The 14,969-nt window shown below is 65.4% G+C and carries 11 protein-coding genes and 1 riboswitch; of the genes, 8 read left to right on the top strand and 3 right to left on the bottom strand.

From position 1 onward, the window contains the following. Positions 1 to 67 precede the first annotated feature (67 nt). On the bottom strand, positions 68 to 502 hold the full coding sequence (locus HGI30_RS01150) for a hypothetical protein (RefSeq protein WP_168906025.1): 435 nt from the start codon (positions 500 to 502) through the stop codon (positions 68 to 70). 380 nt (positions 503 to 882) lie between these two features. Between HGI30_RS01150 and HGI30_RS01145 the strand changes: the two genes are divergently transcribed. Next, a complete protein-coding gene (locus tag HGI30_RS01145) occupies positions 883 to 4,275 on the top strand; it encodes a galactose-binding domain-containing protein (protein WP_168906024.1) in 3,393 nt (1,130 codons plus the stop codon). A gap of 162 nt (positions 4,276 to 4,437) precedes the next feature. Here the strand turns inward: HGI30_RS01145 and HGI30_RS01140 are convergent, their stop codons facing one another. Next, a complete protein-coding gene (locus tag HGI30_RS01140) occupies positions 4,438 to 6,174 on the bottom strand; it encodes a family 10 glycosylhydrolase (RefSeq protein ID WP_235680279.1) in 1,737 nt (578 codons plus the stop codon). Positions 6,175 to 6,796: 622 nt separating this feature from the next. On the opposite strand from HGI30_RS01140, the gene HGI30_RS01135 reads away from it, so the two are divergent. Beyond that, on the top strand, positions 6,797 to 7,390 hold the full coding sequence (locus HGI30_RS01135; RefSeq protein WP_168906023.1) for a GNAT family N-acetyltransferase: 594 nt from the start codon (positions 6,797 to 6,799) through the stop codon (positions 7,388 to 7,390). A 201-nt stretch (positions 7,391 to 7,591) separates the two neighbouring features. Here HGI30_RS01135 and HGI30_RS01130 read toward each other — a convergent pair whose 3' ends face one another. After that, on the bottom strand, positions 7,592 to 8,206 hold the full coding sequence (locus HGI30_RS01130; protein ID WP_168906022.1) for a YwhD family protein: 615 nt from the start codon (positions 8,204 to 8,206) through the stop codon (positions 7,592 to 7,594). Positions 8,207 to 8,392: 186 nt separating this feature from the next. Between HGI30_RS01130 and HGI30_RS01125 the strand changes: the two genes are divergently transcribed. The 6 genes from HGI30_RS01125 to HGI30_RS01100 all read left to right on the top strand — a co-directional run bounded on the left by HGI30_RS01125 (position 8,393) and on the right by HGI30_RS01100 (position 14,968). Continuing rightward, positions 8,393 to 10,345 carry a M1 family metallopeptidase gene (locus tag HGI30_RS01125; protein ID WP_168906021.1) on the top strand — a complete coding sequence of 651 codons (1,953 nt, stop codon included), beginning with the start codon at positions 8,393 to 8,395 and terminating at the stop codon, positions 10,343 to 10,345. A 28-nt stretch (positions 10,346 to 10,373) separates the two neighbouring features. Then, complete coding sequence (locus HGI30_RS01120) at positions 10,374 to 11,222, top strand: hypothetical protein (protein ID WP_168906020.1); 849 nt, start codon at positions 10,374 to 10,376, stop codon at positions 11,220 to 11,222. A gap of 257 nt (positions 11,223 to 11,479) precedes the next feature. Beyond that, positions 11,480 to 11,707, top strand: a complete 228-nt coding sequence (locus tag HGI30_RS01115) for a hypothetical protein (RefSeq protein WP_168906019.1) — start codon at positions 11,480 to 11,482, stop codon at positions 11,705 to 11,707. A 231-nt stretch (positions 11,708 to 11,938) separates the two neighbouring features. After that, positions 11,939 to 12,099, top strand: a riboswitch (cyclic di-AMP (ydaO/yuaA leader). A gap of 5 nt (positions 12,100 to 12,104) precedes the next feature. Continuing rightward, on the top strand, positions 12,105 to 12,608 hold the full coding sequence (locus HGI30_RS01110; RefSeq protein ID WP_168906018.1) for a C40 family peptidase: 504 nt from the start codon (positions 12,105 to 12,107) through the stop codon (positions 12,606 to 12,608). 130 nt (positions 12,609 to 12,738) lie between these two features. Further along, positions 12,739 to 14,247: a cryptochrome/photolyase family protein gene (locus HGI30_RS01105; RefSeq protein WP_235680278.1), complete on the top strand. Its 1,509-nt coding sequence runs from the start codon at positions 12,739 to 12,741 to the stop codon at positions 14,245 to 14,247. A 43-nt stretch (positions 14,248 to 14,290) separates the two neighbouring features. After that, positions 14,291 to 14,968 (top strand): M15 family metallopeptidase, encoded by a 678-nt coding sequence (locus tag HGI30_RS01100; RefSeq protein ID WP_235680277.1) that lies wholly within the window; start codon positions 14,291 to 14,293, stop codon positions 14,966 to 14,968. Position 14,969: the final 1 nt, after the last annotated feature.

Here is a 14,969-nt window from a genome sequence, read left to right as displayed (position 1 = left end):
CGTAATGCCTTCCTTTTCCAATTATATGTAGAGCATCCCTTCTTGATGAAGAGATGCCGCAGCCGCCTCAGCTGCTGTAGCCCGTGAAGTTGAAGCTCTCGGGTCCGACGCGCAGAATGCCGGCCACGCTGGAGGAGATGAAGACGGAATAAGCGACGGAGGGAGCGTTCGGAGCCGAGGAATCGGAGCCGGTGAAGCTGATCGCGCGCGGACCGACTTCGGTCGCCAGCAGGTTCTGATTCAGCGTGTAGACAGCCGGTCCGCCGAACGGACTCAGCCCTCGGACGACGTAGAACGACAGGATCGCATCGGCGGCGACGGTCGGCTGCTGGACCGTGACGGTGCCGGAAAACTCCACGACCGTGCCTCCCGCCGTCCCCAGCGAAAGGTCGAGCGTCTGCTGGGCGACCAGCTGCAGGGCGCCGCCCGCCCCGAGCGGAATGGAGATCGAGCTGCCGTAGCTCGCGTTCTGCGATGCCTTGGCATCCAGCCATTGCGGCATGTTACCCCCTCCTTGTACCGGTTGATGCCGTAGTATATGCGGGACAAGCGAGGCGGCAACGGACAAGCGCCGAGGGGCGGCGTGCCTCTCCGCCCCTGCCCGAGCGCCTTTTCATCCCCACCGGCATAGAATCGCACCTGATCCTCGTAAGAACGCATCTTCAAGGCTTGTCCATGACTGGCTTAAAATGACAGCAGGACCGCCTGGACGGTCCGGGGGGAGGCGAGCTCGAAGCGGGAACGAGGCACGGCCGGAAATGATGAAAGCGCTTTATATCAGTCGCATTTACTTGAACGAGGAGGTACATGATGTCCACGAGCCAGCAAGCAAAACGAAAGGCTACCGTACGAAATCCCTATGTATCTTGGCTCCTTGCGTGCATGGTCCTGCTTTCGCAGCTGTCGCTGTCGCCTGCGCCGGCGGACGCTGCGGGAGGACCGAACCTCGCGATCGGCAAGACGGCGACCGCGAGCGGCTTCGCCGACGTCTATGGCGCCGGCAACGTCAACGACGGCAATGCCGCCACGTATTGGGAAAGCCCGAACAACGCCTTTCCCCAATGGGTCCAGATCGATCTGGGAGCGGCGACGAGCATCGACCAGGTCGTGCTCAAGCTGCCCTCCGCCTGGGAAACGCGCACGCAGACGCTGTCCGTCCAGGGCAGCACGAACGGCAGCTCGTTCTCCACGATCGTAGGGTCGGCGAGCTATACCTTCAACCCATCCGGCGGCAACTCCGCGACGATCAGCTTCGCGGCGGCTTCGGCCCGTTACGTGCGCCTCAGCTTCACCGCCAATACGGGCTGGCCGGCCGGGCAGATATCGGAGTTCCAAATCTACGGCGCTTCCGCACCGACTCCGACTCCGACGGCCACTCCGACCGCGACGCCGACGGCAACGCCGACGCCGACGGCAACGCCGACGGCAACGCCTACGCCGACCGCAACTCCGACTCCGACTCCGACGGCAACGCCGACCGCGACGCCAGCCGGAAGCAACGTCGCGCTGAACAAGCCGATCACGGCCTCGTCGGTCGTCCACACCTTCGTCGCGACGAACGCCAATGACGGCAGCGCCACGACCTATTGGGAGGGCGGCGGCAATCCCAGCCAGCTGACCGTCGACCTCGGCACGAACCATGGCCTGAGCTCGATCGTCCTGAAGCTCGACCCGTCGAGCGCATGGGGCACGCGCACGCAGACGATCCAGGTGCTGGGCAACACCCAGGCGAGCTCCACGTTCACGAGCCTCGTCGCCGCCCAGTCCTACACGTTCAACCCCGCTGCCGGCAACAAAGTGACGATTCCGGTCTCGGCGACGGCCAAGCAGGTGCAACTGAACATCACCGCCAACTCCGGCGCTCCGGCCGGCCAAGTCGCGGAATTCGAAGTGTACGGCACGCCTGCGGCCAACCCGGACCTGAAGGTGAACGGCATGTCCTGGACGCCGTCCTCGCCGGTCGAAAATACGGCCGTCACGCTGAGCGCAACGGTGCAGAACAGCGGCACGCTCGCGTCCGGCGCGACCACGGTCGCCTTCCTCCTGGGCAGCGAGCAGGTCGGCACCGCATCGGTAGGCGCGCTCGCCGCAGGCGCCCAGACGACCGTATCGCTGAACATCGGCGCAAGGAACGCCGGCACGTACGCGCCCGGCGCCAAGGTCGATCCGGCCAACACGGTCGTCGAGCAGAACGAGTCCAACAACAGCTACACGCACTCCTCCTCCCTCGTCGTCGCGCCGGTGACGAGCTCCGACCTGATCGCCACGACGTCGTGGACGCCGGGCAATCCGAGCGCCGGCAACACGGTCACGTTCTCCGTCAACCTGACCAACCAGGGCAACACGGCTTCGGCCGGAGGCGCCCATCCGATTACGGTGGTGCTGAAGAACGCCGCCGGCGCGACCGTGCAGTCGTGGAGCGCTTCCTACTCCGGCTCGCTTGCCGCCGGCGCATCCGCGACCGTCACGGCCGGCACGTGGACGGCCGTCAACGGCAGCTACTCCGTCACGACGACGGTCGCCGCCGACGGCAACGAGGTCGCGGTCAAGCAGCAGAACAATACGAGCACGGCCAGCCTCTATTCCGGCCGCGGCGCCAACATGCCGTTCACGATCCTCGAGGCCGAGGCGGCAGGCAACGCCACGAACGGCACGCGTCTGGCGCCGAACTTCAAGCCCGGCGACTATGCCGGTGAAGCATCGGGACGCTCCGCCGTCCAGCTGGACGCGAGCGGGGAATACGTCGAGTTCACGCTGACCTCGCCGGCGAACGCCTTCGTGCTGCGCAGCTCCGTCGCCGAAAGCACGAGCGGCACGGTCACGCTGTATGCGAACGGCGTTTCCAAAGGAAAGTTCAACGTCACGTCCAAGTTCTCCCACGTGTACGCCACGCCGAGCACGCTCGGACGGCTCGGCTACGACAACGCGCCCGGCTCGGGCCTGACCGCGTACTGGCTGTACGAGGACGCCCAGCTGCTGCTCGACACCGTGTACCCGGCGGGCACGAAGATCAAGATCCAGAAGGATGCCGGCGACGTGCCGTGGATCTACGTGGACATGATCGAGACGGAGCAGGTCGCTCCGGCCGCCTCCAATCCGGACCCGAGCAAGTACGTGCAGGTGTCCGCCTCCAAGTCCATCGATCAGGCGCTGAACGAGTTCCGCCAGGATACGACCAAGAAGGGCATCTTCATTCCGGCGGGCCAGTGGGAGCTCGGCAGCAAGATCTATCTGTACGGCCGCGCGACGGAAATCATCGGCGCCGGTCCTTGGCACACGAAGCTCGTCGCTCCGGCGAGCCAGACCAATACGGACATCGGCTTCAACATCAGCTCGACCGCCAACGGCTCGACGATCCGCGACCTGTCGGCCTGGGGCAACTACGTGTACCGCACCGACGGCCCGGGCAAGTTCATCGACGGCAACGGCATGCAGAACGTGACCGTGCAGAACATTTGGGTCGAGCACTTCATCTGCCTGTACTGGGGCGTGAATTCTTCCAACAATACGTTCAAGAACAACCGCATCAAGAACACGTTCGCGGACGGCATCAACATGACGAACGGCTCGTCCTACAACGTCATCGACAACAACTACTCCCGAGGAGCGGGCGATGACGCGTTCGCGCTGTTCAGCGCCGTCGACGCCGGCGGCTCCTACAACGTCGGCAACAAGTACACGAACCTGACCGCGACCTGCGTGCGCCGCGCCGCCGCCTTCGCCGTGTACGGCGGCTCGGACAACCTGTACCAGAACCTGTACGGCGCGGATACGCTCACCTATCCAGGCCTGACGATCAGCAGCCTGAGCTTCGGCTACAACACGCTCGGCTTCGGCGACAAGGATACGGTCATCGACGGCGTCACGCTCGACCGCACCGGCGGCGACTTCTGGACGAGCGTCGGCGCGGACGACAAGATCAACGAATACCAGAACTTCGGCGCCATCTGGTTCTTCGGCGGCGACCGCACGTTCAAGAACATCCTCGTCAAAAACGTCGACATCAACAACCCGGTCTACTTCGGCCTCATGTTCCAGTCCAAGTCTCCGGAAAACCTGCCGATGCAGAACGTGCGCGTCGAAAACGTCACGATCAACAACCCGACCCGCTACGGCATCAAGCTCGTCGCCAGCGCGGAGCAGGGCCAAGGTCCGGTCGTCGGCCAGGCCAGCTTCACGAACGTCAAGGTGAACAACCCGGGCGTCCAAGCCATCTACGGCGAAAGCAAGAGCCCAGGCTTCACCGTCACCCGCGTGTCCGGCAACAACTGGTAAGGTCGAACAAAAAGGGGCTGCCTCATCTCCAGCAACGGAGATGAGACAGCCCCTTTTCCATGCGACGCGGAAAGCCGAGCGCCGGGCCGAGGCGTTGCCGCGCGGCAGGGCGCTGCGGCGGCACGAAATCAGGCGGGTCGGCTTCGTCAGGCGATGCCTGCCCTATTCCGCTCCGGCGTAGTAGGAGCGCAGCGCGTCCGCGATGCCGAGCGGGTTGCGCCGCAGGTCCTTGGCGCTGAAGAACAGCTCGCCCGTCACGGAGCCGGCCAGCTGGTTGTAGTCGAGCTGGCGGACGATCTCCGCCGACGACTGCCAGCCGGCCTCGGTCGTGCCGAGCTTGTACGGCGAGTGCCCGACGTACAGCTCGACGCCGGTGCCGCGCACCGTGCGCTGCCACCAGTCGGCCACCTTGCCGTACGGCACGGTCGGGTGGGCGAAGCTCCAGTAGATTTGCGGCGCGACGTAGTCGAGCCAGCCTTTTTGCACCCACAGGCGCACGTCGGCATACATGCTGTCGTAGGCGGTCACGCCCGCCTTGGTCTCGGAGCCGGCGGGGTCGGTCGACTGGTTGCGCCAGACGCCGAACGGACTGATGCCGAACCGGACCGTGGGCTTCGCCGCATGGACCGCGCGGTCCAGCTCCTCGACGAAGGCGTTGATGTTGGCCCGCCGCCAGTCGCCCTTGGACAAGAGCGATCCGGCGCTGTAGAGCTTGTACGTCCCTTCGTCGTCGAACGCCGAGCCGGACGGATAGAAGTAGTCGTCGAGATGGATGCCGTCCACGTCATAGCGCGCGGCCACCTCTGCGATCGAGTCGATGATCGCCTGGCGGGCCGCCGGGATGCCGGGGTTGACGTACAGCTTGCCGCCGGCGTTCACGATCCACTCCGGATGCTGGCGCACGATGCTGCCCGGATCGAGCTGGGCGGTGTCGGCCGTGCTGGCCGCGCGGAACGGATTGAACCAGGCATGCAGCTCCATGCCGCGCCGATGGGCCTCGTCGATCATGAACGCCAGCGGATCGTAGTCTGCCGCAAGCCCCTGCTTGCCGGTGAGGAAGGCGGACCACGGGCTGAGCAGCGTCGGATACAAGGCGTCGCCCGCCGGACGGACCTGCACGAACACCGCGTTCATGCCCATCTCCTGCAGCTCGTCGAGCAGCTGGGTGAACTCGAGCTTCTGCTTGGCGCTGTCGCGGCTCTTGGCGGATGCGGCGCTCGGCCAGTCGAGGTTGTAGACCGTCGATACCCAAGTCCCGCGCAGCTTGGCCGGGGCGCCCGGCCCCGGCACGACCTGGCCCGGCGGCGTGCCGGGAGTCGGCGCGGGCGTCGCGCTCGGGCCGGGACTCGGGCTCGGAGCCGGAGTCGCCCCTGGCCCCGGACTCGGGCTCGGCGTGGCGCCGGGGCCAGGGGCCGGACCTTCGCCGGGCGAGGTCAGCTTGACCGTCCGGTCGGCGCTGCTCCAGGCGACGCCGAGCCCGAGCTGCTCCCCGACGAAGCGCAGCGGCACCATCGTGCGGTTCTGCTTCATTTGCACGGATGCGTCCAGCTTTACGCGCGCTCCGTTTACGATCGCGTAGCTCTGTCCCATGACGAGCGAGATCGCGCTGCCGGACATGGCGATGTCGGCCCGGCGCTCCTTGGCCGACCAGCCTACGGATGCGCCGAGCCCTTCGCTCACGACGCGCAGCGGCACCATCGTCACGTTCGCCTGGGGCACGATATAGGGAGGCGCCTCCGATGCCAGCGCCTGGCCGTCCAGATACAGCCGGATCTGCGCCGCGGCTTCGGCTTGTCCAGGCACGGCCGCCGCTCCCGCTACGACCAGCGCGGCGAGCGACAGCGCGAGCAGCCTGCGCCCGTTGCCGGGCGTCCGTCCCGGTTTCCTTGCTTGCTTCACATTCTCATTCCTTCCCCGATTGCATGATGAGTCCTCGCGTCTTGGCAACGTTTAGTTAGACGCCTGGTCCGGAGAGGAAGTTGCTGGATAGGCCGGGATAGGCGCGAGCGCAAGAGAACCCGACGATTCCCGCAATAAAAGGCAAAAAAGAGGCGCCTGATGGCGAAGAAGGCGGAATTTGCCCGATTACTGATCTATTCTAAATATTCTGATTATTTAATTAATTGTAAAGATGAAGTATAATGAAGGCACTCCTCACAGGAAGGGGATAGTCCAATGGAGACGGTAAGCGAAGCATGTCCCCGGCTGGAAGGCAACACGTTCCGGTCGGTGAAGCTGGCTCCCCGTGCAGGACCGAGCGGACATGCGGGTACAGAAGCTGAAATCTGTTGCGCACACGAACCTGTGGTACATTCGGTATGGAGGAAACGAAATCTGAGACGGAAGCAAGCGTTAGGCTACGCAAGCTGCTGGGAATGGAGTGTCAGTGTCTAATTGAATAGGAACTCGAATTGCAGGAGATAGGGCCTCTGGTTGTCAGCAGACAAGCGGAGGCCCTATTGGCGTGTTCGGGGCCGGCTCGCAGGGGTATACTCAGGGTACGAAAAGGAGGCCGACCCGCATGCCGCTGCACATCCTCGACCGTCTCGACCATCCGCTCTGGCCCGCCGCGCGGTCCATCTACGAGCGCTCCTTCCCGCCTCACGGGCGCAAGCCGGAGACGCTGATGCGCCGCATGCTGGAGCGCGGCCAGGCGCTCGTCTTCGTGCTGGCCGAGAACGCTTCGCAGGAGCGCCGCCCCTCGCCAGCCGCGATGGCGCTTGCCGGCCCGGGCGGCGGCGGAAAAGCGCTCATCGTCGACTACCTCGCCGTCGATCCGACGCTTCGCGGGCAAGGAATCGGCATCCGGCTGCTGGACGGAGTAGAGCGGTGGGCGGCGGAGCATGCCTCCGCCAGCGCGCTCGTCATCGAGACGGAAGCCGGAGGCGGCGAGGAGAACGAGGGCCGCCGGCACTTCTGGGAGCGCGCCGGATTCGTCGCTCCGGACGGATATGCGCACCGCTATATCTGGGTGCCGGAGCCGTATGCGGCGATGTACCGGCCGCTGCCCGGCCGCGAGGCGGACCTGATCCCTCCTCCAAGCGGGAGGCAGCTGTTCCGCTGGATCGAGGGATTCCACGCCCGGGCTTACCGCGGCTTCCGCGAGGAGGAGTGAGCGAAGCTCGGCAACTGCATGCTGCAGCCGATGAGGGAGCTCATGCATCGGCAGCAAAAAAGGCGGATCGGAGAAGTCCATGAACATGGAACTCTCCGACCCGCCCTTTTTATGTTCGCATGCGCCAATGCGCCGAGGAGCCGGCTCGATGCCTGCCGGTTCTGCCGGTCCGCCAGCCGACGCGGCCCCGGCTAAGAGCCGCTACTCCGCCAGAAGATCCTTGAGCGACTGCGGCGAGCGCTCCCACCATTCGGCATTATGGGAGATCAGCAGCTCGCGCAGCACGCCCTTCTCCTCGGCGGACAGCTCGTCCAGGACGAAGCGCCGCTTGATCGCATAGTCGAGGTTGTTGACGTGCTGGGCGAGAATTTTCCAGCCGCGGCGCGCCTCGGTGTCCACAAGCATCGGGCAGGCAGTCGCTCCCGCGTAGAAGGAGCCCTCCTCGTCGCGGTCGACCGCGACCCAGACGATCCAGACCGGACGCCCGTTCGGCACGTTCGCCTTGTCCGGGCTGAACTTGATTCCCTTCTCCACCTTGCTCTTGGCGTGCATCGCGCCGTTGTCGATGTAAGCCTCTGCGCCGTCGATGATGACGGAGGAGACGCGGCTGAGGTCGATCGTGCCCGCGCCGAAGCCGCGATGCTCCTTGCTGCTGACGACGTTCAGCGACAGCGCCCGCTTGCCCTTGGCCGGCTGCGCTTCCGCCGATCCTGCCTCGCCGTCCGGACGCTTCGCCTCCGCCTCGCCGCCCGGACGTACCGCGTCCGCCGCTCCTGCCTCGCCCTCCGGGCGCTTCGCTTCCTTGTTCTCTTCCATGCCCCGCTCCCTTCCATGACTTTCCGTGACCCAAGACAAGCCATCTATGCTCATAGCCCCCGCCCGCGCGCCGCTCCCGGCGTACAAGCAGGGGCTTGTATTCGATATTTTTCATTTTAGCTAATAATCCGGCAAAAGCAAACATATAGATGCCTTACAAGCTTGTCAACGGGAGGGAACCGGTCCATGACCTGTCGCCGATCATTCAAACCTTTGCTGCACGCAGCCCTGCTGCTCGCCCTCTTGCCTCTGCCGTGGGCCGGAACGGGACTGGCCTATGCGGAGCCTTCCGCCGGACAGGCCGCGACGCCCGCAGCCGAAACCTCCCCGGCTCCCGCTCCCGTGACGCAGCCGCTGTCCCAGCGCGTCACGGACTACCAGATCCAGGTCAAGCTGAGCGGCAAGACGCTCACCGGCACCGAGACGGTCACCTGGAGAAACCCCGGCAAGAAAACCGTGTCGGACATGTACCTCCATCTGTATCCGAACGCTTTCCTCTCGGGCGAGACCACGTTCATGAAGGAGTCGGGCGGACGGCTGCGCGAGGACAAGGCGACCGAGGCGAGCCGCGGCTACATGCGGCTGGAGTCGCTCAAGACCGAGGAAGGGGCGAGCCTGCTGCCGCGCGTGCACTTCGTCCAGCCGGACGACGGCAACGAGAGCGACTACACGCTGGCGAAGCTCAAGCTCCCGCAGCCGGTCGCGCCGGGCGAGGAAGTGACGCTGCACATCGGCTTCAGCGTCGGCCTCCCCGAAGTATTCGCGCGCATGGGCTACTCCGGCAGCTTCGTCATGGCCGGCCAGTGGTTCCCGAAGATCGCCGCCTACAACACGGCCTCGGGCTCGCGTCCGGAAGGCTGGAACGCGCATCAGTACCACGGCAATTCCGAGTTCTACAGCGACTTCGGCCTCTACTCGGTCAAGATCGAGGTCCCGTCCGGCTACAAGGTGGCGGCGACCGGCGTGCAGACGAAGCCCCCGGAGGCATCCAAGGACGGGCAGACGTTCACGTTCTATGCCGAGGACGTGCACGACTTCGCCTGGTCGGCCTCGCCCGACTTCATCTATAGCGAAGAAGCGTTCTCCGCCCCGGGCGTCCCCGGCGTGCGCATCAAGCTCTACCTCGACCCGCTCCACAAGAAGCTGGCCGAGCGCTACATGCACGCGGCCAAGTCGGCGCTCGCCAAATACTCGCAGTGGTACGGCTCATACCCCTACAGCACGCTGTCCATCGTCGTCCCTCCCGCTGCCGCGAACGGCGCCGGCGGCATGGAGTATCCGACGCTCGTGACCGCCTTCGGCGCCGAGACGGACAATCCCGGCTACAGCCTCGAGCGCACCGTCGTGCACGAGATCGGGCATCAGTACTGGTACGGCATGGTCGCGTCCAACGAATTCGAGGAAGCGTGGCTCGACGAGGGCTTCACCTCCTACTCGGAGGACAAGATCATGGAAAGCGAGTACGGCGTCGAGCCGCGCACCGCGCTGGAGGCGAGCTACGTCACCGACCCCGCCCCGCTCAAGCTGCTGTCCTGGTCGTACGGCCCGCATGGCCGCTACGCCGACAACGTCTACAGCCGGGCGAAGCTCGTGCTGACCGGCATCGAGCAGCAGACGGGACCGGCGATGATGAGCAAGATCCTGCGGACGTATTTCAACCAGTATAAATTCAAGCATCCGACGACGGCCGACTTCAAGCGGGTCGTGGAGCAGGTGACCAAGGACAGCTGGGACGACTACTTCAGCCAGTTCGTCTACGGCGGCCAGACGGCCGACTACGCGGTCGACTCGATCCGCGTCTCTCCGGCGGAAGGCGCCGGCGGCAAGCCCGGCTACGAGTCGCAAGTCGTCATCCGCCGCCTTGACGGCGTATACGGCCCGGTGAACACCCGCTTCCGCTTCGCCGACGGACGGACGATCGAGCGCGCATGGGACGGCGTAGAGGCCGACGTCAGCTACAAGCTGAGCTCCTCCTCCCCGCTGCTGTGGGCGTCGGTCGATCCGGACCGGCTCAACGCGCTGGACAACCGCCAGATCAACAACTTCCTGCGCGCCGAGGCGCCGGAGGACCAGCGGGTGCGGATCAGCCTCGGCATCGTCAAGGCGCTGGAATGGCTCGCAGGAGCGTTCGCCTGGTGAGGGCGGAGGAAGAGAGGAGCATGATCCCGTGTCCAATTATCTCAAGCAAGGCTGGGGGCTGACCGTCAAGCATCTGCCGATCGCCGCCTTCCTGTTCCTGTACCGGCTGCTGTGGGGCTTCTTCCTGTACCGGCTGGTCGATTCGGTCGTGCGGCCGCTCGTGCAGCGCTATCCCGGCGCGGACGGAGCGGCATCCGGCGGGGACGCGATCTTCTGGGCGGAATCGCAGTTCCGGCTGCTCAAGACGGACCTGGCGCATCCCTATCTCTGGCTGCTGGGCGGGCTGCTGCTCGCCCGCCTGCTGCTCGGCCCGCTGCTGAGCGCCGGCCTGGCCTACTCCGTCCGCCACGCCGCCGAGTCCGGAGCCGAAGGGGGCACGCGCTTCCTCGAAGGCATCCGCGTCTGCTGGAAGCCGTTTCTCCTGCTTGCCGCCGCCGAGCTGGCGCTCGCGCTCGCACCGGCCGTCTGGCTCGTAAGGGAAGGCTTCCATCGCTTCCAGCATTACAGCTCGCTGCCGCAGCTGGCCGCAGACGCGCTGCCGTGGCTCGGAGCCTGGCTGCTCTGGATCGGGCTGCTCCATGTGCTCATTCTCGGCCTGCAGTTCGGCGCGGCAAGCGGCCTGAGCGTGGGAGCAAGCTTCCAGCAGGCGCTGCGCCGCCTGCTGCCGCTGGCAGGCGTCAGCCTCGTCCTGCTGCTGCTGTCCGGCCTGCTGCAAGCCGGCGTCAGCGCCGGCGCGATGGCTTGGGCCGGGCTCGCCGCGCTTGTCATTCAGCAAGGCTATCATTTCGTCCGTACGCTGATCGACGTCTGGATCCTCTCCTCGCAATTCAGCTGCTGGTCCGACAAGCCTGATTCCGGCGGACGTCAGGTTAGTTGACAATCTTTTATCGTCAAGCTATAATCGTGTAAATTCTCTGACAATTTCGTCTTGTTTTTCGGATTCCGATACGGTGTATATAACATCCAGGCCGGAAGCCCAGCGCATCTCCGCTCCGGCAGCGCCCGCAAACACCAAACCTTCATCTGCCGTTGATCTGACGATCATCATCCGCAGCTTTAATGAAGCATAGAAGCCCACGAATGCAGGACATGCTAGAGGAGAGTTTCAATCCAGAGAGAGAGGAAAGAATGAAGATGACTGAAAAAATCTACGCCTACTACGAGCAGCTGCACCAAGCGACCGGCGACCTGCTGGACCGCGCCGGCGCCTATCGCAACGCTCAGGAGCTGGAGTCGCTGCAAAGCGAGCACGCCCGCCTGCGGCCGGAAGGGCTCGACCTCGGCGAGGCCGAGCTGACGAGCTTGATGGGCATGCGCACGAAGCTGCTCACCCTGATGGAAAACTCGCTGTACACCGCCTGATCCGGATCGGATCCCGCCGGCGCGGATGACGCGCCGAATGTGAAACGCCCCTTGCGAGGGGCGTTTTTTTTTGATGGTTCGAATGGAGCGAATACGGACGGGGCGAGGCGCCGTTCGACTCGCGCTCCCGAAGCAAGCGCTGTCAATCCTCTTTTTGAACATGAGAATTATGAGAATATGTCGGGAAAGGGAGGAAAATAGCTTAAAGAAAAGAATACCACTTCCAGAAGAAGTTCAAACATGCCGAGTTCCATGAACATGGAAACGGGGGAACCATCTATAGGGTGAATTGATTTCGCCCTCCTCGCCGCAAGGCAGGAAGGCCGGAGAAATCATAGGGAACCTTCAACCGAACCCCACAGCTAACCTCGTAGGCTCTGGAAGGAGCACCACAGCTTTGAAGAAGAAAGCCGCAGCAATCGTACTCGGACTTGCCCTGCTGTTCACCGCAGGCGCGCAAAGCGCATCGGCAGGCTCCAAAATGGATGGCGTCATCAGCGGCGTCATCGGCACGCCGTACAAAGCGGCGGGCACCACCTCGAAAGGCTTCGACTGCTCGGGCTTCACGTCCTACGTGTTCAAGCAGTTCAAAGTCTCGCTCCCCCACTCGTCCGCGGCGCAATCGGCCATGGGCAAGAAGGTCGCCAAGGACGACCTGAAGGCGGGCGATCTCGTCTTCTTCAATACGAGCGGCAAGGGCGTCTCCCATGTCGGCATCTACGTCGGGGACGGAAAATTCGCCCACTCCTCCTCCAGCCGGGGCGTGACGATCAGCGAGCTGAGCGAGTCCTACTACGCCAAGCGCTACCTGTCGGCCCGCCGCATCATGGACGACAAGACGTTCGAGAAATTCGCGGACGAAGCCGCCGACCAGCCGGACGGCGGTCCGGACGTCGACTAGAGCCTTTCGAGCACGGCCGAGCAAGCCGCAGCAAGCCTCCCCGGAGCGCCTGCTGCGGTTTGTTTGCTTTCGGGCCGGGTATTACGGAGAAGAGCATGACCGGCTGCGTCCGGTCCAAGGAGGCACATCCATGTATCTGTTCATCCACCGCAAGGACCTCCGGGCGGGCGATCTGCGCGCGTTCGACTACGCGGCCAGCCTCGGCATGCCGGGCATCCATGTCCTGATCCTCGATCCGGCGCTGCTCGGAGACGGCCGCGCCGCGTCTCATCCGGGACGGCACTTCCTGCGGACCGCCGGGATGCTGCGCCAGGACTACGAAGCCCAGGGAGCGCGGCTGCATCTATTGCATGGCGACCCTGCCCGAGTGGTGGACGAGCTGCTCGAGCGGGAGCCGATCCGGGAGGTCGTCGTCACCGCCGACCATACGCCTTACGCGCTGCGGCGGGACGAGCGGCTCGCCGCCGTCTGCCGCGGCCGGGGCGTTCGCTGGACGGCGCTGGAGGATGTGCCGCTCGCCGATCTGGACGAGTTCCAGGAGCATACGGGAAGAAAAGAGCCGTACCGCGTGTTCACCCCGTTCTACCGGGCTTGGAGCGGCTATGTCCGCTCGCGGCTCGCTCCGCCCCCGGGCGTACGCGCGGGAGAGCTGCCGACGGCCCCGCTCTCGCTTCTCCGCTGGCCCTTGCCCGCCGAGCTCGCCGCTGCGCTCTCCGCCGCCGTGCCGGAGGACGAGCGGCCCGAGCGGCAGCTCGACCGGTTCCTCGGCGGCAGCCTGCAGGCATACGAGGAGCTGCGCGACCGCTACGCGCAGGATGCCGGCAGCGGCCTCTCCCGCTGGCTGAATGTCGGCGCGCTGTCGGCCCGCCGGGCCTACGTCCTCGCCCTGGATGAAGCTCGGTGCGAGGACGAGCGCGATCCGCTCGCCTTTGGCGGCGCGGCCGGCTGGCGGGCGGATGCCGCCGTGCAGCTGGAGCTGGCGCTGCCGGGCAGCGTCGAAGGGCCGGGCTCCGCTCCGCGCGATCCGTCTGCCGCGACCGCGCGCACCGGCGCGGAGAGCTGGGTCCGCCAGCTCGCCTGGCGCGACTTCTACCTGTACCAGGCGCGGTTCGACGCGGACTTTTTCCGCTACGAGGAGAGGGTCGACCTGTCCGGCCTGACGGAGGAGCATGCGGAAGCATGGCGGCAAGGCCGTACCGGCGTGCCGCTCATCGACGCGGCGATGACGCAGCTGCGGACGACGGGCGAGCTGCCGAACCGGCTGCGCATGATTACGGCGATGTTTCTTTGCAAAAACCTGCTCGCGCCGTTCACGGCCGGCGAGCCGTGGTTCCGCAAGCAGCTGCTGGATTACGACAACACGCTCAACCGCGGGGGCTGGCTGTGGAGCAGCTCGCTCGGCTTCGACGCCTCGCCGTACTTCCGCATCATGAATCCGGTCGTCCAGTCGAGGCGCTGGGACCCGGACGGCGCCTACATCCGGCGCTGGCTGCCGGAGCGGGCCGGGATGTCCGCCGCGTCCGTCCATGAGCCCGCCGATCGCGCGCTCGTCGATCTCAAGGCGTCGCGCGCCCGCGCCATCGAGACGTACAAGCAGCTGCTCGCGAAGCCTTCCCGCCCTCTGGATCGTCTGACCTAGACAAGCTACCGAGACTACGCCGACAAAGGAGACGCTCATGGGAATGCCTCGACCGACCCCCGCCCCCAGCCGCGGCGCCCGCGCCGCTGTCCGGCCCAAGCCCCGGCGCAAGCGGAGCCCGATGGGCGGCTTGCTCATCGTCGCCGGACTGGCCGCGGCGGCGCTCGCCCTGCTCAAGCTGGAGCTGCCGCGGGCGTTCGACAAGATCGTGCCGCAAGGCCTGTACCGCGACGTGCCGCCCGTAGCCGGCCTGCATCCCGAGCTGCGGGCGGCAAGCGAGCGGCTCGCCGCCCAGGCGAAGGCCGCCGGCATCTCCGTCGTGTTCACGGACGGCTTCCGCAGCGAAGCCGAGCAGGACGAGATCTACGCCCAAGGACGGGACAGCGAAGGCAGCATCGTCACCCACGCCAAGGGCGGCGAGTCGTATCACAACTACGGACTCGCGCTGGACTTCGCGCTCAAGGACCGCTCCGGCGACATCATCTGGGATATGGAATACGACGGCAACAAGAACGGCCGGGCCGACTGGCTCGAGGTCGCCGGCATGGCCAAAAAGCTCGGCTTCACCTGGGGCGGCGACTGGGAGGGCTTCAAGGACAATCCTCACCTTCAGATGGACTTCGGCTACTCGATCCGCGAGCTTCAGCTCGGCAACCGCCCGGCCGGCTCGCTGCTCGCAGACGGCACCGTCAGCGGGGATTCGGAAGCCGCAATCGACTAAT

It is taken from the genome of Paenibacillus albicereus (assembly GCF_012676905.1).
Taxonomy (GTDB): Bacteria; Bacillota; Bacilli; order Paenibacillales; family Paenibacillaceae; genus Paenibacillus_O; species Paenibacillus_O albicereus.
The sequence above is the reverse complement of the archived record's forward strand: the minus strand, read 5'-3'. Positions and strand labels throughout refer to the sequence as shown.

Excerpts from the sequence above, each read along its gene's own strand:
- HGI30_RS01125 (WP_168906021.1), top strand. The coding sequence starts at position 8,393 with ATGACCTGTCGCCGATCATTCAAACCTTTGCTGCACGCAGCCCTGCTG.
- HGI30_RS01150 (WP_168906025.1), bottom strand. The coding sequence starts at position 502 with ATGCCGCAATGGCTGGATGCCAAGGCATCGCAGAACGCGAGCTACGGC.
- HGI30_RS01135 (WP_168906023.1), top strand. The coding sequence starts at position 6,797 with ATGCCGCTGCACATCCTCGACCGTCTCGACCATCCGCTCTGGCCCGCC.
- HGI30_RS01105 (WP_235680278.1), top strand. The coding sequence starts at position 12,739 with ATGTATCTGTTCATCCACCGCAAGGACCTCCGGGCGGGCGATCTGCGC.
- HGI30_RS01145 (WP_168906024.1), top strand. The coding sequence starts at position 883 with ATGGTCCTGCTTTCGCAGCTGTCGCTGTCGCCTGCGCCGGCGGACGCT.
- HGI30_RS01100 (WP_235680277.1), top strand. The coding sequence starts at position 14,291 with ATGCCTCGACCGACCCCCGCCCCCAGCCGCGGCGCCCGCGCCGCTGTC.
- HGI30_RS01130 (WP_168906022.1), bottom strand. The coding sequence starts at position 8,206 with ATGGAAGAGAACAAGGAAGCGAAGCGCCCGGAGGGCGAGGCAGGAGCG.
- HGI30_RS01115 (WP_168906019.1), top strand. The coding sequence starts at position 11,480 with ATGACTGAAAAAATCTACGCCTACTACGAGCAGCTGCACCAAGCGACC.